At 65.3% G+C, this 16,667-nt stretch carries 21 protein-coding genes; 11 read left to right on the top strand and 10 right to left on the bottom strand.

The annotated features are described in order from the left end of the window. Positions 1-2 precede the first annotated feature (2 nt). Positions 3-380 carry a VOC family protein gene (locus tag AC13C7_RS12210; RefSeq protein WP_446118797.1) on the bottom strand — a complete coding sequence of 126 codons (378 nt, stop codon included), beginning with the start codon at positions 378-380 and terminating at the stop codon, positions 3-5. An 89-nt stretch (positions 381-469) separates the two neighbouring features. Continuing rightward, on the bottom strand, positions 470-1,018 hold the full coding sequence (locus tag AC13C7_RS12205; protein ID WP_482867643.1) for a hypothetical protein: 549 nt from the start codon (positions 1,016-1,018) through the stop codon (positions 470-472). A 144-nt stretch (positions 1,019-1,162) separates the two neighbouring features. Here AC13C7_RS12205 and pepN point away from each other — a divergent pair, with 144 nt between their 5' ends. From pepN to AC13C7_RS12190, 3 genes are all read left to right on the top strand, one after another. Then, positions 1,163-3,733: an aminopeptidase N gene (gene pepN / locus AC13C7_RS12200; RefSeq protein WP_482867642.1), complete on the top strand. Its 2,571-nt coding sequence runs from the start codon at positions 1,163-1,165 to the stop codon at positions 3,731-3,733. A gap of 4 nt (positions 3,734-3,737) precedes the next feature. Then, positions 3,738-4,118: a RidA family protein gene (locus AC13C7_RS12195; RefSeq protein ID WP_482867641.1), complete on the top strand. Its 381-nt coding sequence runs from the start codon at positions 3,738-3,740 to the stop codon at positions 4,116-4,118. Between the two features lie 91 nt (positions 4,119-4,209). Next, entirely contained in the window at positions 4,210-4,608 is a 399-nt protein-coding gene (locus AC13C7_RS12190) for a hypothetical protein (protein ID WP_482867640.1), read from the top strand. On the opposite strand, the gene AC13C7_RS12185 is transcribed toward AC13C7_RS12190, so the two are convergent. Both AC13C7_RS12185 and AC13C7_RS12180 read right to left on the bottom strand, forming a co-directional pair. Further along, positions 4,605-5,360, bottom strand: a complete 756-nt coding sequence (locus AC13C7_RS12185; protein ID WP_482867639.1) for a transglycosylase SLT domain-containing protein — start codon at positions 5,358-5,360, stop codon at positions 4,605-4,607. The genes AC13C7_RS12190 and AC13C7_RS12185 overlap by 4 nt on opposite strands. 5 nt (positions 5,361-5,365) lie before the next feature. Next, positions 5,366-5,959 carry a transglycosylase SLT domain-containing protein gene (locus AC13C7_RS12180; RefSeq protein WP_482867638.1) on the bottom strand — a complete coding sequence of 198 codons (594 nt, stop codon included), beginning with the start codon at positions 5,957-5,959 and terminating at the stop codon, positions 5,366-5,368. 192 nt (positions 5,960-6,151) lie between these two features. Here AC13C7_RS12180 and gatB point away from each other — a divergent pair, with 192 nt between their 5' ends. The 6 genes from gatB (at position 6,152) to AC13C7_RS12150 (ending at position 10,971) form a co-directional block, all read left to right on the top strand. After that, positions 6,152-7,666 (top strand): Asp-tRNA(Asn)/Glu-tRNA(Gln) amidotransferase subunit GatB, encoded by a 1,515-nt coding sequence (gatB, locus tag AC13C7_RS12175; protein WP_482867637.1) that lies wholly within the window; start codon positions 6,152-6,154, stop codon positions 7,664-7,666. Between the two features lie 3 nt (positions 7,667-7,669). Beyond that, positions 7,670-7,894, top strand: a complete 225-nt coding sequence (locus AC13C7_RS12170; RefSeq protein ID WP_172321338.1) for a hypothetical protein — start codon at positions 7,670-7,672, stop codon at positions 7,892-7,894. A 334-nt stretch (positions 7,895-8,228) separates the two neighbouring features. After that, a complete protein-coding gene (locus AC13C7_RS12165; protein ID WP_474888605.1) occupies positions 8,229-9,200 on the top strand; it encodes a DNA cytosine methyltransferase in 972 nt (323 codons plus the stop codon). After that, the gene (locus AC13C7_RS12160; protein WP_482867636.1) at positions 9,197-9,766 is read left to right on the top strand and encodes an HNH endonuclease; all 570 of its coding nucleotides are present in this window, start codon (positions 9,197-9,199) and stop codon (positions 9,764-9,766) included. Before AC13C7_RS12165 ends, AC13C7_RS12160 begins: the two co-directional genes overlap by 4 nt. Before the next feature lie 158 nt (positions 9,767-9,924). Beyond that, a complete protein-coding gene (locus AC13C7_RS12155; protein WP_482867635.1) occupies positions 9,925-10,317 on the top strand; it encodes a hypothetical protein in 393 nt (130 codons plus the stop codon). 201 nt (positions 10,318-10,518) lie between these two features. After that, a complete protein-coding gene (locus tag AC13C7_RS12150) occupies positions 10,519-10,971 on the top strand; it encodes a DUF4177 domain-containing protein (RefSeq protein WP_482867634.1) in 453 nt (150 codons plus the stop codon). Between the two features lie 3 nt (positions 10,972-10,974). On the opposite strand, the gene AC13C7_RS12145 is transcribed toward AC13C7_RS12150, so the two are convergent. Then, on the bottom strand, positions 10,975-11,232 hold the full coding sequence (locus AC13C7_RS12145; RefSeq protein ID WP_482867633.1) for a BolA family protein: 258 nt from the start codon (positions 11,230-11,232) through the stop codon (positions 10,975-10,977). Between the two features lie 77 nt (positions 11,233-11,309). Here AC13C7_RS12145 and AC13C7_RS12140 point away from each other — a divergent pair, with 77 nt between their 5' ends. Further along, a complete protein-coding gene (locus tag AC13C7_RS12140) occupies positions 11,310-11,936 on the top strand; it encodes a J domain-containing protein (RefSeq protein ID WP_172321342.1) in 627 nt (208 codons plus the stop codon). 131 nt (positions 11,937-12,067) lie between these two features. Continuing rightward, the gene (locus AC13C7_RS12135) at positions 12,068-13,261 is read left to right on the top strand and encodes a BaiN/RdsA family NAD(P)/FAD-dependent oxidoreductase (protein WP_482867632.1); all 1,194 of its coding nucleotides are present in this window, start codon (positions 12,068-12,070) and stop codon (positions 13,259-13,261) included. On the opposite strand, the gene msrB is transcribed toward AC13C7_RS12135, so the two are convergent. From msrB to AC13C7_RS12110, 5 genes are all read right to left on the bottom strand, one after another. Continuing rightward, positions 13,262-13,735, bottom strand: a complete 474-nt coding sequence (gene msrB, locus AC13C7_RS12130) for a peptide-methionine (R)-S-oxide reductase MsrB (RefSeq protein ID WP_482867631.1) — start codon at positions 13,733-13,735, stop codon at positions 13,262-13,264. Between the two features lie 108 nt (positions 13,736-13,843). Further along, positions 13,844-14,410: a fasciclin domain-containing protein gene (locus AC13C7_RS12125; RefSeq protein ID WP_482867630.1), complete on the bottom strand. Its 567-nt coding sequence runs from the start codon at positions 14,408-14,410 to the stop codon at positions 13,844-13,846. Positions 14,411-14,590: 180 nt separating this feature from the next. Then, positions 14,591-15,160 carry a fasciclin domain-containing protein gene (locus AC13C7_RS12120; RefSeq protein ID WP_474888600.1) on the bottom strand — a complete coding sequence of 190 codons (570 nt, stop codon included), beginning with the start codon at positions 15,158-15,160 and terminating at the stop codon, positions 14,591-14,593. Positions 15,161-15,290: 130 nt separating this feature from the next. Then, on the bottom strand, positions 15,291-15,998 hold the full coding sequence (locus AC13C7_RS12115) for an anti-sigma factor (RefSeq protein ID WP_474888599.1): 708 nt from the start codon (positions 15,996-15,998) through the stop codon (positions 15,291-15,293). Continuing rightward, on the bottom strand, positions 15,995-16,540 hold the full coding sequence (locus tag AC13C7_RS12110; protein WP_474888598.1) for a sigma-70 family RNA polymerase sigma factor: 546 nt from the start codon (positions 16,538-16,540) through the stop codon (positions 15,995-15,997). The genes AC13C7_RS12115 and AC13C7_RS12110 overlap by 4 nt, the downstream gene beginning before the upstream one ends. Positions 16,541-16,667 lie beyond the last annotated feature (127 nt).

Below are 16,667 nucleotides of genomic sequence, written 5' to 3'. Positions count from 1 at the left end.
CTTCAGGCGACCTCGAAGAGGCCGATGGAATTGCCATCGGGATCGGTGGCGTAGAAGAAACGCCCCGGCGGGATCTGGATGATCGGCGAGACCACGGTGCCGCCCGCCTGTTTCACCCGCTCCATCATCTCCTCCGACGTGCCTTCAGCGGCCAGGTGGATGGTGGGGCCGCTGCCATCGCCCGCGGGCTTGCCCCGGTAGAGGTGTCCCGCGACGCCCTTCATCGGGTCGGCGGGCTTGAAATTGGCGAAAACCTCCTCGCCCGAGGTCTCCTTCTCCAACGCCATGCCGGTGATCGCGGCGTAGAATTTCATTCCCTTGTCCAGGTCCGAGACCGGGATTTCGGACCAGACAACGGCATGTTCGGGTGCATGGGTCATGATTGTCATTCCTTCATGTTGAGACATATCGAATGACACAGGTTTGACATACCCCTCCTGACAGCATTCTGTCAGGAGGATGTTTGATCTCAGTTGAACAGCGCGTTGATCTCGGCGGGGCCGAGGCTGGCGCGGTTGTCGCCCATCCGGCAATCGTCGTTTTGCGGGTTGGCGTCACGCAGGATGTCGGGCTCATAGCTGATCTCGACGCCGAAGCCTTCCTGGAACTCGTGACCGGGGTTCCAGCTGCGCTCGGTGGCAAAGACAAAGCTTTCGCCGGGGTCGAGGGTGACGAAGCCGCGATAGCCAATGGGCGCGCCGCTGGCATTCATCAGCGTGACAAGCTGCTGCCCGTCGCGCGAGCGGTAGGGCGCGCCGCCGATATTGGCGATCTCGGCCTCGATCCGGATCAGCCCCCCGCCGATCCGCCGCGCGGCAAAGGACCGGATGGCGGGCGCGGGGCATTGCACGGCCAGCACACCGGGCTGGACGCTGATCCCCTGCTGTCCGGCAAGTCCGGGAACGGCATCGGGCATCAACTGGATCCCCTCCAACTGGATCAGGGATTGCGCCGGCGCGGCGGCAGGCATGAGGGCGACAAGGGCAAGACAGGCGGCTTTGAGGGTCAGGGGGCGCATCGGGACATCTCCTTTGGTTGAAACGGGGGCGCTGTCCATGGGTCGGGTGACGCAGGGGAAAGGTTCAATCGGACCCGCGCCCGACCTTGCACCTGCGCGCCCATCCGCTACTCATTGGGGCGACCAAACGCGAAGGAATCCCCCATGCAAGCCGACGCCCCCCAGACCGTCCACCTGGCCGATTACACCGCCCCGAACTGGTGGGTGGAAAAGGTCGAGCTTGCCTTTGACCTGCACCCGACCGCGACCCGCGTCCGCTCGAAAATCCGGTTCATACGCAACCCGGATGCCGAGGGGCGCGACCTGCATCTGGACGGGGAAAATCTTTCGCTCATCACTTTAGCTGTGGACGGCAAACCCCTCACCGGTAACGAATATCGGAAAACCGACACAAGCCTGACCGTCCCCGGCGACACCCTGCCGCAAGACGCCTTCACCTGGGAGGCCGAGGTCGAGATCAACCCCGAGGCCAACACCGCGCTGGAGGGGCTCTACATGTCCAATGGAATGTTCTGCACCCAATGCGAGGCCGAGGGCTTTCGCAAGATCACCTATTACCCCGACCGCCCCGATGTGATGGCCCCCTTCGAGGTGCGGATCAATTCCGACCTGCCGGTGCTCCTGTCCAACGGCAACCACGCCGAGCGCGGCAATGGCATGGCCGTCTGGTCCGATCCCTGGCCGAAACCCGCCTACCTCTTCGCGCTTGTCGCGGGCGACCTGGTGGCGATCTCGGACCGCTTTACCACCCGCTCGGGGCGCGACGTGGCGCTCAACATCTGGGTCCGGCGCGGCGATGAGGGCAAATGCGCCTTCGCCATGGACGCGCTGAAACGCTCGATGCGATGGGATGAGGAGGTTTACGGGCGCGAATACGACCTCGACATCTTCAACATCGTCGCGGTCGACGATTTCAACATGGGCGCGATGGAGAACAAGGGGCTGAACATCTTCAATTCCTCCGCCGTGCTGGCCAGCCCCGAGACCTCCACCGACGACAATTTCGCCCGTATCGAGGCGATCATCGCGCATGAGTATTTCCACAACTGGACCGGCAACCGCATCACCTGCCGCGACTGGTTCCAGCTGTGCCTCAAGGAAGGGCTGACCGTGTTCCGCGATCAGCAGTTCTCCGGCGACACGCGCGGGGCGGCGGTTGAGCGCATCGGCAACGTCCTGTCCCTGCGCGCGCGCCAGTTCCGCGAGGATGCGGGGCCCCTGGCGCATCCCGTCCGGCCCGAAAGCTTCGTCGAGATCAACAATTTCTACACCGCCACGGTCTATGAAAAAGGCGCCGAGATCATCGGGATGCTCAAGCGCCTGGTCGGCGACGACGCCTATTACAAGGCGTGTGATCTCTACTTTTCCCGCCACGACGGTGACGCCGCCACGATCGAGGATTGGCTCAAGGTGTTCGAGGATACGACCGGCCGCGACCTGACCGGGTTCAAGCGCTGGTACACCCAGGCCGGAACCCCGCGCGTGACAGTCACGGACAGCTTCAAGGACGGCACATACCAGATTGATTTTGAACAGGTAACACCGCCCACGCCCGGTCAGCCCGACAAGGAACCGCAACTCATCCCGATGGCAATGGGGCTGATCAATCCCGACGGATCCGAAGCGCGCCCGACGCAGGTGGTGGAGCTGACCGAGGCCCGCCAGAGCCTGCGTTTCGACGGCCTCGACGCGCGCCCGATCCCCTCGCTCCTGCGCGGCTTCTCGGCCCCCGTGATCCTCGACCACAGCCCCGGTTTCAACGACCGCGCCACGCTGCTGGCGCATGACACCGACCCTTTCGTGCGGTGGGAGGCCGGACGCGCCCTGACCCGTCAGACCGTCCTGGCGATGCTGACCGACCGCGCCGCCCCCGACCCCGCCTATCTGGATGCGCTGCAGATGGCGGCGGCGAATGACACCCTCGACCCCGCCTTCCGCGCGCTGGTGCTGTCGCTGCCCTCGCAGGACGACATCGCGCAAGGTTGCACCGATGCGGGCGTGGTGCCCGACCCGACCGCCATTCACCACGCGCTGAAGGCGCTCGGGCGCTCGATCGGCGACCACATGGAGGGGCTCTTCACCACGCTCTACGACCGCCTCGCCAGCGACGCGCCTTACCGGCCCGATGCCGCGCAATCCGGCAAACGCGCCTTGCGCAACATGGCCCTGAGGCGCCTCACCCCGCGCGACGGCGCGACCCGCGCCCGCGCCCAGTTCGACACCGCCACCAACATGACCGATCAACTTGCCGCCTTCGCCTGCCTGCTGGAGGCGGGCGACCCACAGGTGGCCGCGCAGTTCGAGGCGCAATGGCACGGTGACCGCCTGGTGATGGATAAATGGTTCATGCTCCAGGTCGCGCAGGCCGAACCGAAAGACGCCGTATCCCGCGCGAAGATGCTGACAGAACACCCTGATTTCACGATGAAAAACCCAAACCGCTTCCGCGCGGTGATGGGCGGGCTGACAGGCGGCAACCCGGCAGGCTTCCACGACCCTTCCGGCGCGGGATACCGCTTCCTCGCCACCTGGCTGATCCGCCTCGATGCCGCCAACCCGCAGACCGCCGCCCGCCTCTCCACCGCTTTCGAGACCTGGAAACGCTACGATGCCGATCGCCAGACCCTGATGCGGACAGAGCTTGAGCGCATCCTCGACACGGACGGCCTCAGCCGCGACCTGGCCGAGATGACCAGCCGGATGCTGGAGGGGTAAGCGCATGAAAAAGCACGTCTTCTCCGGCTCGGTTTTCGAGGAGAAATACGGCCATTCCCGTGCCGTGGTCGCGGGCGACACGATCTATGTCTCGGGCACGACGGGCTATGACTACGCCACCGGCGCGCTGCCCGAGGAGGCCGCCGAACAGACCCGCCAGACCTTCCGCAATATCGAGGCCGCGCTGCACCAGGCGGGCGCAAGCCTGGCCGACCTCGTGCAGATCGTGACCTATTTCACCGATCCCGACGACTGGGATGCCATCGGCGCGGTCCTGCGCGACGAATTGCAGGGCATTCACCCGGCCAATTCGGGCGTTCGCGTCGCGTTGATCGACCCCGCGATGAAGGTCGAGATCTCGGCCATCGCGGTCAGATCGGCCTGACGGGGAATTGCACACAATCCCTGCGCATTCGCCACCCGAGACGCGCAGCCTTGCCACGAAAAAACCCAGATGGCCGCGCAGGATCGCGGTCATGACACCAAGCTTTCAATACCGCGTCCTGGGGCGCGCGCGCTGCGCCTGGCCGGGGCTGGCCGCAGGCACGATCATGGCCGGGGCCGCCGCCTGGTCCGGGGCCGCGCCCTGGGTCTGGGCCGCACTCCTGCCCTGCCTCGGCATCTGCCTGCTGCAACTGGCGCTGCGCCCGACCTACGGCATCCGCATCTCCCCCTCGGCGCTGGAGATCTACGAGGGCTTCGGGGAAGAGGCGCTGCCGCTCTCGGACATCGCGCATCTGCGGATCATCGGCGGCGATGTGCGGGTGGTCATGACCTCAGGCAGCGAACGCGCGCTTCCGCGCCGCGCCCTGCCCAATGCCATCGCGCTCATCCGCGAGATGACGGAACGCGGCATCCCGATCAGACAAGTCTAACCGCGCGGATCGCAATAGCTCTGCGACGAGACCCAGTCCCGCATCGCCTCGCGCCGCGTGCGGCTGTGAAACGGTCCCCATTCGGCGGCGACGCCCCGCATGCCCCGGCTGACCACCCCGTCGCGCAGCACGTTCTGCGCCATGATCCGCACGCCGCAGCGCAGATTGGCGGAGCCGTTCATCAGCGCCTCGCCGGTGCCGGCCGCGCAATCGCGGTAGCGCGCGGTGGCGGGCGCGATCTGGATCAGCCCGAACCACTGCCCGCCGCCCCCCACGGCGCGGGGGTTATGCGTGCTCTCATACCAGGCCAGCGCCGAGACCAGGCCCGCCCAGAAGGCCGCGCGTTCCTCCAGCCCGTTTTCCTCGTATTCCGGACACCATTCGGCAATATCGCCGGGCACGGTGCGCAGCAGTTGCTCGCGGTCGCGGATCGCGGTGATCAGGGCGATGCCCCAGGCCGGGTTGGCGGGCGCCACCATTCCGGGGCGCTGTTCGTCCCAATGCAGGACGGGCACCACGATCTCGGGCCGGGTCACGGGCCGCAGGCTGGCCAGCGGCGCCGCGGTCGGGCGCTGCACCGGGCGGATGATATCGGGGGCCGAGGCGGTTTCGGGCGCGTCCGGATTGCGCACTTCCTCCTGCGGCCCGATCTCGGCCACCTCGGGCAGTTCGGGCGCGGTCACTTCGGCCAGCGCCGCGGTGGACATCCCGAGGGCGAACATCGCCGCAAGGGGCAGGAAACGGCGGGTCATGCGCCTCACCCCTGACAATAGCTCTGCCGATGCAGCCAGGCCCGCATCTCGGCGGCCTTGGCCGGGTCGCGCATCGGCCCCCAATCGGCGGCCACGCCGCGCCTGCCCTGGCTGACCACGCCGTCGCGCGGCACCGTCACCGCCATGATCCGCAAGGCACAGCGCAGGTTGGCCGCCCCGTCGCGCAGCGCGCTGCCGGTCCCCACGGCGCAATTGCGATACCGCGCCGTCGCGGGCGAGATCTGCAGCAGCCCGAACCAGCGCCCGCCGCCGCCCACGGCATCGGGGTTCCAGGTGCTCTCATAGCGCGCCAGCGCCGACATGAACCCGGTCCAGAAGGCCGCGCGGGTCTCGGCATCGGCATGGGTATAGCCGGGGCACCAATCCTCAGCGTCGGACGGCACCACCTGCGTCAGGATCGCCGCATCGCTGTTCAGCATCTCCATCGAGGCGCGGGTCCAGATCGCCGCTTCGGGCCGGTGATCCCACCGCATCACGGGCTCGGCGACGGGCTCGGGCGCGGGGCGCAGCTCGGCGCAGGCGGCAAGGGCAAAGGCGGACACAAGGGCCAGCAGGACGGGCCGGATGAGACGGGGCATCGTGGATCTCGTAAAGAAAACTCCCCAATCCGGGGGAGCGACGGCTTTCTCTGCGCGCAAAGCCCCGAGTCGATCCAGCCCGGCAACCGGTGACGGGCTCAAACTGGCAAGGCTCCGCCGATCCCCGCCCCCTCTTGCCCCCTTCCGCCCCCTGCCCTAGAACCGCGGGCGAAACCGCGCCGGAGGCCCTTCATGCTTGACCTGACCTATGACACGCCAAAGCCCAAGGTGATCTCGGGCGCGAAACAGGATTGGGAGCTTGTGATCGGGCTGGAGGTTCACGCCCAGGTCGCCTCCAACGCCAAGCTCTTCTCGGGCGCCTCCACCCGCTTCGGGGCCGAGCCCAATTCCAACGTCGCCTTTGTCGATGCGGGCATGCCGGGGATGCTGCCGGTGATCAACGAGTTCTGCGTCGAACAGGCGGTGCGCACCGGGCTTGGCCTGAAGGCCGTGATCAACCTGAAATCCGCCTTCGACCGCAAGAACTACTTCTATCCCGACCTGCCGCAGGGCTACCAGATCAGCCAGCTTTATCACCCCATCGTGGGCGAGGGCGAGGTGCTGGTGGAAATGGGCGACGGAACGGCAAGGACGGTCCGCATCGAACGTATCCACATGGAACAGGATGCCGGGAAATCCATCCACGACATGGACCCGTCGATGAGTTTCGTCGACCTCAACCGCACCGGCGTCTGCCTGATGGAGATCGTGAGCCGCCCCGACATCCGTGGCCCCGAGGAGGCCGCCGCCTATGTCTCCAAGCTGCGCCAGATCATGCGCTACCTCGGCACCTGCGACGGCAACATGCAAAACGGCAACCTGCGCGCCGATGTGAACGTTTCCATCTGCCAGCCCGGCGCCTATGAGCGCTACCAGGACAGCCAGGATTTCAGCCATCTCGGCACAAGATGCGAGATCAAGAACATGAACTCGCTGCGCTTCATCCAGGCCGCCATCGAACACGAGGCGCGCCGCCAGATCGCCATTGTCGAAGCGGGCGGCACCGTGGATCAGGAAACCCGGCTCTACGATCCCGACAAGGGCGAGACGCGCTCCATGCGCTCCAAGGAAGAGGCCCACGACTACCGCTACTTCCCCGATCCCGACCTGCTGCCGCTGGAGATCGAACAGGCCTGGATCGACGACATCGCAGCCCGCCTGCCCGAACTGCCCGACGCCAAGAAAGCCCGCTTCATGGCCGATTTCGGCCTCTCGGATTATGACGCCTCCGTGCTCACCGCCGACACCGCCAACGCGGCCTATTTCGAATCCGTGGCCGCCGAGGCGGGCGACGGCAAGCTCGCCGCCAACTGGGTCATCAACGAGCTTTTCGGGCGCCTCAAGAAAGACGAACGAGGCATCGCCGAAAGCCCCGTCTCGCCGGCGCAACTTGCCGCCATTGTCCGGCTGATCAAAAGGGGCGACATCTCGGGCAAGATCGCCAAGGACCTCTTCGAGATCACCTATACCGAAGGCGGCGACCCCGAACAGATCGTCGAGGCGCGCGGCATGAAACAGGTAACGGACACGGGCGCCATCGAGGCCGCCGTGGACGAAATCATCGCCGCCAACCCCGCCCAGGTCGAAAAGGCCAGGCAGAACCCGAAACTGGCGGGCTGGTTCGTGGGCCAGGTCATGAAGGCCACGGGCGGCAAGGCCAATCCGAAAGCCGTCAACGAAATCGTGGCGCGGAAACTGGCCCTCTAGACCATGCGCCTGCGCGATCCCCTCGCCACGCATAACGAGCGTGTCAAATTGCGCGCAGGCTTCCTGAACGCGCTGGCAATCGGGTTTCTGGGCTTCGCTTTCCTCCGCCCGCTTGTCGAGGGCACGCTGTCGCTGACCGCGCTGACCGCCGCGTTTCTCGCAACGGGACTGGCATTACATGCCGCGGCTCACTATATTCTGAGATACTTGGAAAAGGAGGACACCTGACCATGGACAGCCTCAGCCTTCTGGCCATCCCCGGTTTCGCCCTCGCGCTCGCGGCCTATCTGGTCTGGGACACGCGCCGCACCGCGCGCCGCAACGAATCCCGCGACCATCCCGCCGAGTGATCGCCCCCTCCCCCATTGCCCCGCCCCCTAACCTCGGCTTAACCTTCGCCCAACAATAATCGCGCAGGACCAGGGCGAGGGGCAAAGACCATGAGCAACCACCTCTATTACGGCGACAACCTCGCCGTGCCGCCGCCTTCACATCCGATTCCACTACCTGATCTTGTTGCCCCTACCCGCAAAGTGTCGATATACAGGCACCCGAGGGGTCAATGCGCCAGTTAGAATCAATAGAGTTTTGCGCTGGCGCCGGTGGCCAGGCGCTCGGGTTGGAACAGGCCGGTTTCAGTCATGTCCTGCTTGTGGATAACGATCTGGATTGCTGCGCAACGCTGCGCGCAAACCGTCCCGGCTGGAACGTCCATTGCTCCGATATGACGGAAGTGTCCAACCTGGGCATCAAGGGCATTGACCTGTTTGCAGCGGGCCTCCCGTGCCCGCCCTTCTCGATTGCCGGCAAGCAACTGGGTGCGAAGGACGAACGCAATCTGTTTCCCGCCGCCCTTCGCCTGATAGCGGAAACGCAGCCGAAATTTGTGCTGATCGAGAATGTTCGGGGCTTCCTGGCCAAATCCTTCGCGCAATATCGCGCCGAATTGCGTGCAGCCCTTGCTCAGCTTGGATATGAAGTTGATTGGTGCCTACTGGATGCCAAGAACTTCTCGGTGTCCCAGAGCCGTTCGCGTGTTGCCATTGTCGCGGCACGAAAACCCTATTGGAAACACTACTCCTTTCCGAAATCCACAGGTAAATCACCACAAAACGTGGGGGAATTGCTGTCCGATCTCATGGCGGCAAACGGATGGGAGGGCATCGACACCTGGCAATCCGGCGCGAACGCTATCGCCCCCACAATCGTTGGCGGGTCGAAAAAGCATGGGGGACCGGACTTGGGCCCGACCCGCGCCCGCGAAGCCTGGCGAAAACTGGGGGTCAATGGTGGCTCCATCGCCGAGGACGCGCCCATGCCGGGATTCGACGGCCCTCCCCGACTGACGAACCGTATGGTTGCGCGCGTCCAAGGGTTTCCCGATTCCTGGATGTTCACCGGCAAGAAAACCGCAGCCTATCGACAGATCGGCAATGCCTTTCCGCCACCAGTTGCGCGCAGCTTGGGCGTCTCCATTCGACAGGCAATCATCGCCGCCGAGGCGTTTGACGAAGCGCCGCTTGCTGCCGAATGAAAGGCCCGAAGAAACAGGGCGCTCGGGCAAAGTTGCGCCTTCACTTCCTTGAAAACCTGAACCGGGTCATGGACTCGGATGAATTGCGGGAAGTTTCGGGCGGAATCACGGAATGGGCGCGACGGGTTCGGGAACTCCGCTCGGAAGAAGGCTACAAGATTCTAACCCACAATGACCTTTCGTCGTTGAAGCCCGGTCAGTATCTGCTCCGCGACCCAAAGCCGGAACCCGCCTTTGCCCGCGGCATTTCCAAGGAAACCCGCGCTTTGGTGTTGGATCGCAACGGGTTTACCTGCCAGCAATGTGGGGCTGTGGCGGGCGAGGCCCATCCGTTCGATCCAACGCGCAAGACCCGACTGCAAATCGGGCATGTTATCGACAAGTCGCAGGGTGGCACCGATGATGCCCATAACCTTCGCGCCCTATGTTCCGTTTGCAACGAGGGGGCGGCCAACTTGACGCTGGACCGTCCGTCCCTGCACAAGTTGTTGGTTCAGGTCAGACGCGCAACAAGCGATGATCAGCGCCGCGTCCTGGATTGGCTCAAGTCCAAGTTCGAGCCGTAACAGAGAGACAAGGCGCCATGGCGACACCTACAAACGCGCCGCGCCCGAGGAGGATCGCACCGCGCAGGGCAAGCTCGACCTGTAGGGCGCGCACGTCCCCCCCCGCGCCATCAAACCCCGCCTTCCCCCCGACCCCGATCCCGCCTACACTCGGCGCCATGCTGACCCTCAAGGCCCTCCATATCCTCGCGCTTGCCACCGGTCTCGGCCTTGGCCTTGCCAACCTGGTCATCGGCGCGATGTCGGCCGATCCCGCCATCACCCGGCCGATCCAGAAACGCCTCTCGCGGGTCGCCTTCGCCGCGCTGATCGTGCTCTGGATCACCGGCATCTGGATGGCCGTCATCGCCTACACGCTCTCCACCCTGCCGTTCTGGTTCTGGGTCAAGATCCTCGTGGTGCTCGCCATGAGCGCCGCCGCCGTCACCGCGCAGGTGGCGCTCATCCGCGCGCCGGACCCCGAGACGCCCGCGCGGCTCAAGCGCCTGACCCATATCGTCACCGGCAGCGCCGCGCTGGCGGTGATCCTGGCGGTCATCGCCTTCGGCTGACTTCGCAAACCCGCACATATACTGCGCCAATCACCCAGAAGCGTGCGTGAATTTGTATGAACGGGGGGCGCATCGAGGGGTGTACGGGGGGTGCACATCACCGTTTCCACATTGGAAACACTGCCCACACCGCCCAATCAACGCTTTGGAATTGCCCGTGAGGCCCCTAGAGTGGCTGCCGCGTTAACCATTCGGGGGCTCATGCCCAGATACGAATACAAGGTCGTCCCGGCCCCGGCCAAGGGCTTGAAAGCCAAGGGAATTCGCAGCCCCGAGGCGCGTTTTGCCCATGCCCTGGCCAGTGCCATGAACGAATTGGGGGCCGCGGGCTGGAGCTACCTGCGCACCGATACGCTGCCCGCCGAGGAGCGCGCCGGCCTGACCCGGACAAGGACCACCTATCACAACATGCTGGTCTTCCGCCGCGAATTGCAGGAAGACGTGCAATTGCAAGAGGTTGCGCAATCCTCTCCGCCGCCGCCCACGGCGCTGGAACTGGCCTTCCAGGCCCCGCAGCCGGTCCCGCGGATCGCCTATGAGGACACCCCCGAAGACCCCGAGGACGCGGAGGACGCCCCCTCCGCCTCGATCCTGACCATCTTGCAAGCGCGCCGCGCCGAGACCGAGGACGTTAACGAAATCGCCGCCGAATGAGGCCTAGTTGCGGAACTCCACCGACAATGCGTGGATCTCGGTCATCAGATCTTTACCAATCGCCTCATGCACCGCCCGATGCCGCGCGATACGCGACAGGCCCCTGAGGCTATCGGCTTGAATAACCACATGAAAATGGCTCTGCCCGCCCTCCTGGTACCCGGCATGACCGCGATGCTTCTCGCTCTCGTCGATCACCTCCAGATGCCCCGGTTTCAACGCCCGCTGCAAATTCTCCCGGATTTTCTCCACCCGCCCCATCAATTCTCCCCCTCCCCTCTTCATCCCCTCTGCGAAAAACTCTAGAGTGTCCGCTCCGAGTCGAAAAGGGATGACCCATGGCCGAAAATGATCCGTTCAATTTCGATCTCCGCGTGTCCACGGACAAGAAGAAACGCCGCGGCGGACGGCGCGGCATGTCGGGCGCGTTCGAGACCTCGCAGCGCCCCTGCGCCCATGCGGGATGCGACGAGCCCGGCCAGTACCGCGCGCCGAAATCCCCCGATGTGCTGGACGATTACCTGTGGTTCTGCAAGGAACATGTGCGCGAATACAACCTGAAATGGAACTTCTTCGACGGCACCACCGAGGCCGAGATGGAGGACCAGATGGAGCGCGCCCGCGTCTGGGACCGGCCCACCAAGCCGTTCAAGAAATCGGCCGAGGAACGCGCCTGGTCGCGGCTCGGTGTCGATGATCCGCACCAGGTCCTGGGCGAGAACGCCACCCGAAACCCCGGCAAATCCATCACCGGCACCCGCCGCCTGCCGCCGACCGAGCGCCGTGCCATCGACATCCTGGACGCCAAGGATCACTGGACCAAAGCCGAGGTGCGCAAGGCGTACAAATCCCTGATCAAGGTGCTGCACCCCGACATCAACGGCGGCGACCGCAGCCAGGAGGAACAGTTGCAGGAGGTTGTCTGGGCCTGGGACCAGATCAAGGACAGCCGCAACTTCAAGTGAACCGCCCCGGCTTCCTCTTCACCCCCGATTAACCTTAACGCGCGCGCCCCCCTTTCATTTTGCCGAAAATACCTCCGCCGGAGGCTCCCGCACTCCATACCCGGCGCCACATCCGAACCGGAGAGACCCGCTTGCCTCCCAAACCGGTCAACACGCTCATCCTCGGTGCCGGTGCGGCGGGGCTGATGGCCGCCGCCCATGCCGGGCCCGACACGCTGGTGATCGACCACGCGAAAGCGCCGGGCGAGAAGATCCGCATCTCCGGCGGCGGGCGCTGCAATTTCACCAATCTGCATGCCGGGCCGGACAACTTCCTGTCCGAAAACCCGCATTTCGCCAAATCCGCGCTCAGCCGCTATACGCAGTGGGATTTCATCGACCTGGTGGATCGCCACGGTATTGCCTGGCACGAAAAGACCCTGGGGCAGCTCTTCTGCGACGGCTCGTCGAAAGAAATCATTGCCATGCTGCTCGATGAGATGCGGCCCGCCGATCTGTGGCTGAACACGTCCGTGGACGAGATCACCCATGACGGCAGCCGGTTTCGCGTCGCGCTGACGCGGCAGGGCAAGCCGGTCACGGTCCATGCCCGCAACCTGGTGGTGGCGACGGGCGGCAAGAGCATCCCGAAGATGGGCGCGACCGGGCTTGGCTACCGGATCGCCGAGCAATTCGGCCATGCCCTGACCGAGACCCGCCCCGCCCTTGTGCCGCTGACCTTCGACGAGACCACGAAAGAGGTGTTCCGTCCGCTCTCCGGCGTTTCCCTCCCGATCCGCACGCGCTGCAACGGGGTCGGCTTCGACGAGGCGCTGCTCTTCACGCATCGCGGCCTGTCCGGTCCGGCGATCCTGCAAATCTCGTCCTACTGGCGCGAGGGCGACGCGATTTCGCTGCATCTCAGGCCCGACCTGGACCTTTACACCGCCCTGCGTGACCGGCGGGCCGAGAAGGGCGGCAAGGCGCTGGCCACGGTGCTATCCGACTACCTGCCGCGCGCGCTGGTGACACAGATGGCGGAAGCGTGGGAGCTGTCGGGAAATCTCGCCGATCAGTCCGACACCGCGTTGCGGCGGCTCTGCGACCGGATCACCGATTGGCAGGTCACGCCGACCTCTTCCGAGGGCTACCGCACCGCGGAGGTCACGCTTGGCGGGGTGTCGACGCAAGAAGTCTCATCGCGGACCATGGAATCGCAGAACCAGCCCGGTCTTTACCTCATCGGCGAGGTGATGGACGTCACGGGCTGGCTCGGCGGATACAATTTCCAATGGGCCTGGGCCTCGGGCGCGGCGGCGGGGCGGGCCATCGCCGCGCAGCGCTGATCAGGCCGCGCGGAAGACCAGCGACACGCCGTTGAGGCAGTGACGCTCGCCGGTGGGTGGCGGGCCGTCATCGAAGATATGGCCAAGGTGACTGCCACAGCGGCGGCAGTGGCATTCGGTGCGGGTGATGAAGAAACTGCGATCCTGCATCGTGCCGATCGCGTTCTCCAGCGGCGCATAGAAACTGGGCCAGCCGGTTTCGCTGTCATACTTGGTTTCCGAGGAATAAAGCGCCAGGTCACAGCCGCGGCAGTGATAGATGCCCGCCTCGTAATTGGCATCCAGCGGGCTGGAATAGGGCTCCTCGGTCGCGCCTTCGCGCATCACGCGGTATTCCAGATCGGTCAGCATCTCGCGCCATTCGGCCTCGGTTCGGGTCACCTCGAAATCGCCCTCGACATACTGGGCGCGGGCTGGAAAGCCGGTGAAGGCGACCGCGCCAAGGGCGGTGGTCAGAAAATGTCGTCTCAACATGTCGGAACTCCTTTCCTGGCTTGTCGTGGTGGGGTCGGAGGCGCGCGCCCCCAAGGGGATGGGAGAGTGCCCCGAAGGGGCGCGCGCCGGGCACGTGGCGGCCTGCCCTTAATTGGCGGGAAGCAGCACCGTGTCGATCACGTGGATGACGCCGTTGGACTGACGCACATCGGCGACCATCACGGTGGCCACGCGGCCGTTTTCATCTTCCAGCGTGATCATGTCGCCATCCATCCGCGCCATCAGCGTGCAGCCGCCGACGGTTTCCACCGGGTAGGCGCCGCCATCATCCTCGATCATGCCCATGATCGCATCCGACATCGCGCTGTCGGCGACCACATGGCAGGTGAGGATGGTTTGCAGCTGCGCCTGGTTCTCTTCCATCATCACCATCTCGACAACGCCGTCGGGCAGGGCCGCGAAGGCTTCATCGGTGGGTGCGAAGACGGTGAACGGACCTTCGCCCTGCAGCGTCTCGACCAGGCCCGCAGCCTGCACGGCGGCCACAAGCGTGGTGTGGATGGGCGAGTTGCTGGCGTTTTCGATAATGTTCATGTCGGCCATCATCTCGGCCCCGCCCACCATCGGGTTGTCGGGGGAATGGGCAGCGGCGAAGGCGGAGCCGGCGCTCAGGATCAGGGCGGCGGCGGTGGTTTTCAGCAAGTTGGTAGTCATGAAAAATCTCTCCTGCGGGGTTGGGAACGCACCCGGTTCGGGCGGTTCTTGTGAGGAACCACGTAGCGGCTTTGCGGGGGTTTCAACGCGGATGACATTGATGTGAAACCGCTCGGCAAGACGGCGCTCGTGTTTGGCTTCCCCGGCGCGGGCTTGCGCCGGGAAAGGGGGATGCGGGTCTTAGCCTTCCGCGGGCAGCAGGACGCGGTCGATCACGTGGATCACGCCGTTGGACTGATCGACATCGGCGATGGTCACGGTGGCCACGCGACCGCGCGGGTCTTCGATCACGATATTGCCGTTCTCCATGCGGCCCGTCATGGTGCAGCCGCCCACGGTGCGGATCGGGTAGGCCCCGCCGGCATTGGAGATCATGCCGGCAATGGCATCCGACATCGCGTCGGCGGCCACCACATGGCAGGTCAGGACCAGTTGCAGCTGCGACAGGTTTTCCTCCTGCAGAAGGGCGTTGACCAGGCCATCGGGCAGTTCGTCAAACGCGTCGTTGGTGGGCGCGAAGACGGTGAAGGGGCCGGGGCCGGACAGCGTATCGACCAGGCCCGCGGCCTGCACGGCGGCGACCAGCGTGGTGTGATCGGCGGAATTCACCGCGTTCTCGACGATCGTGCGGTTGGCGAACATCTCGGCCCCGCCGACCATCGGGTTGCCCATGGATTGGGCGCTGGCGGCGCTGGCGCCGACGCTCAGGATCAGCGCGGCGGTGGTGGTTTTCAGCATTTTCGTAATCATGACAAATCTCTCCTGTTCTCATTTTCCAGACCCGTTCGATCGGGCCCATGAGAGCAGTCACGTAGATTGGTCGGAAAGAGTTTCAGGTCGATTGCCCCGGTCTCACGCAATCGTAATCGGGGCGTGATCGTCAGACTTCGCTGACGGCCCCCACGGCCAGAACATCGCCGGTCGGCGACCCCGTCGGCGAGCCGCCGCGCGGTTCATCCGAGATCGCCAGCACGCCGTCTGAAAGGGCCATCTCCAGCTCGGGCGCAAGCGCCAGCCGTTCGCGGCCCTGGTCGCGGTTCAGAACGCCGAGCGAGATCGGCGCCTCCTCTCCCGCGATCAGCCAAAGTTCGAGGTCACGGCCCGGCCGCGCGTCGCCTTCCTGCCGCTCGAGATAGAGTTCACCGCGCGCCGCGTCATATTGCGCGATCACCACAAGCGAGCCGTCCTCGGCCGCGATCTGTGCCGAATAGGCCGCGTTTTCAGGCGGATAGGCCGGACGCGGTGGCAGGTCGATCACGACCCAGAGCAGCAATGCCGCCAGCAGGAACACCGCCCCGTAGAGCCGCGCGAGGCCAAAGCGCTCGATCCAGCCGGGGCGCGCCTCGGGCGCCGGGAACAGGCGTTCCAGCAACGCCTTTTCGACGCGTGCGGGCGGCGTGACCTCCTCGACCTCGGACATGGCGATCTCGGCGAAGCGGGACTGCCAGGCGGCAAGCTCTGCCCGCAGATCGGCATCCGACGCCAGCCGGGCCTCGAACGCGCTGCGTTCGGAGCCGGACAGCAGGCCGAGGGCGTATTCCGCCGCCTCGGCGCTGTCTTCTGGCGATATGTCGGGCCGGTCGCTCATGCGGTCAGGCACTCCTTCAGTTTCATCAGGCTGCGGCGCAGCCAGGTTCGCATCGTGTTGATCGGCACGTCGAAACGGCGCGCCAGATCGGCATATGTTTCCCCCTCCAGGTAGGCCCCGCGCACGGCGGCGGCGCGGTCCTGCTCCAACTCGTCCAGACAGCCCGCGATGCGCGCCGCCTCGCCACTGGCCACGGCTTGCGCCTCGGGGCCCGGAGCGGGATCGGACAGGGCCAGATCCTCGACATCGACCCCACCCGATTCACGCGGGCGCTTGCGCAGTCGGTCGATGGCGCTGTTGCGCGCCACGGTGATCAGCCAGGTCATCGGGCTGTGGCCGGTCACGCGGTAACGGTCGGCGCGGTGCCAGATCTTGACGAAGACCTCCTGCAGCGCGTCCTCCGCCTCGGCCCTGTCCTTCAACACACGCAGGCAGACGCCGAATAGTTTCGCCGATGTCGCCGCGTAAAGCGCCTGGAAGGCGGCCCGGTCTTTCAGGGCGGTGCGGGCGATCAACCCTTCGATGGCGCTGGCGTCGGTCATGACCCTCATTTGTAAGGCGGATTGCGGCGAAGGCCAGCCATTTCTTGCGCCCGCCCCCCTCTTGCAGCGCGGGGCAATATCAGGCAACAGGGGAAGCTGCAGATCACCCCGCCGCGACACGCCCGCA

The organism is Alterinioella sp. B-7, from assembly GCF_056857775.1.
The sequence above is the reverse complement of the archived record's forward strand: the minus strand, read 5'-3'. Positions and strand labels throughout refer to the sequence as shown.

Excerpts from the sequence above, each read along its gene's own strand:
- AC13C7_RS12210 (WP_446118797.1), bottom strand. The coding sequence starts at position 380 with ATGACCCATGCACCCGAACATGCCGTTGTCTGGTCCGAAATCCCGGTC.
- AC13C7_RS12205 (WP_482867643.1), bottom strand. The coding sequence starts at position 1,018 with ATGCGCCCCCTGACCCTCAAAGCCGCCTGTCTTGCCCTTGTCGCCCTC.
- pepN (WP_482867642.1), top strand. The coding sequence starts at position 1,163 with ATGCAAGCCGACGCCCCCCAGACCGTCCACCTGGCCGATTACACCGCC.
- AC13C7_RS12195 (WP_482867641.1), top strand. The coding sequence starts at position 3,738 with ATGAAAAAGCACGTCTTCTCCGGCTCGGTTTTCGAGGAGAAATACGGC.
- AC13C7_RS12190 (WP_482867640.1), top strand. The coding sequence starts at position 4,210 with ATGACACCAAGCTTTCAATACCGCGTCCTGGGGCGCGCGCGCTGCGCC.
- AC13C7_RS12185 (WP_482867639.1), bottom strand. The coding sequence starts at position 5,360 with ATGACCCGCCGTTTCCTGCCCCTTGCGGCGATGTTCGCCCTCGGGATG.
- AC13C7_RS12180 (WP_482867638.1), bottom strand. The coding sequence starts at position 5,959 with ATGCCCCGTCTCATCCGGCCCGTCCTGCTGGCCCTTGTGTCCGCCTTT.
- gatB (WP_482867637.1), top strand. The coding sequence starts at position 6,152 with ATGCTTGACCTGACCTATGACACGCCAAAGCCCAAGGTGATCTCGGGC.
- AC13C7_RS12170 (WP_172321338.1), top strand. The coding sequence starts at position 7,670 with ATGCGCCTGCGCGATCCCCTCGCCACGCATAACGAGCGTGTCAAATTG.
- AC13C7_RS12165 (WP_474888605.1), top strand. The coding sequence starts at position 8,229 with ATGCGCCAGTTAGAATCAATAGAGTTTTGCGCTGGCGCCGGTGGCCAG.
- AC13C7_RS12160 (WP_482867636.1), top strand. The coding sequence starts at position 9,197 with ATGAAAGGCCCGAAGAAACAGGGCGCTCGGGCAAAGTTGCGCCTTCAC.
- AC13C7_RS12155 (WP_482867635.1), top strand. The coding sequence starts at position 9,925 with ATGCTGACCCTCAAGGCCCTCCATATCCTCGCGCTTGCCACCGGTCTC.
- AC13C7_RS12150 (WP_482867634.1), top strand. The coding sequence starts at position 10,519 with ATGCCCAGATACGAATACAAGGTCGTCCCGGCCCCGGCCAAGGGCTTG.
- AC13C7_RS12145 (WP_482867633.1), bottom strand. The coding sequence starts at position 11,232 with ATGGGGCGGGTGGAGAAAATCCGGGAGAATTTGCAGCGGGCGTTGAAA.
- AC13C7_RS12140 (WP_172321342.1), top strand. The coding sequence starts at position 11,310 with ATGGCCGAAAATGATCCGTTCAATTTCGATCTCCGCGTGTCCACGGAC.
- msrB (WP_482867631.1), bottom strand. The coding sequence starts at position 13,735 with ATGTTGAGACGACATTTTCTGACCACCGCCCTTGGCGCGGTCGCCTTC.
- AC13C7_RS12125 (WP_482867630.1), bottom strand. The coding sequence starts at position 14,410 with ATGACTACCAACTTGCTGAAAACCACCGCCGCCGCCCTGATCCTGAGC.
- AC13C7_RS12120 (WP_474888600.1), bottom strand. The coding sequence starts at position 15,160 with ATGATTACGAAAATGCTGAAAACCACCACCGCCGCGCTGATCCTGAGC.
- AC13C7_RS12115 (WP_474888599.1), bottom strand. The coding sequence starts at position 15,998 with ATGAGCGACCGGCCCGACATATCGCCAGAAGACAGCGCCGAGGCGGCG.
- AC13C7_RS12110 (WP_474888598.1), bottom strand. The coding sequence starts at position 16,540 with ATGACCGACGCCAGCGCCATCGAAGGGTTGATCGCCCGCACCGCCCTG.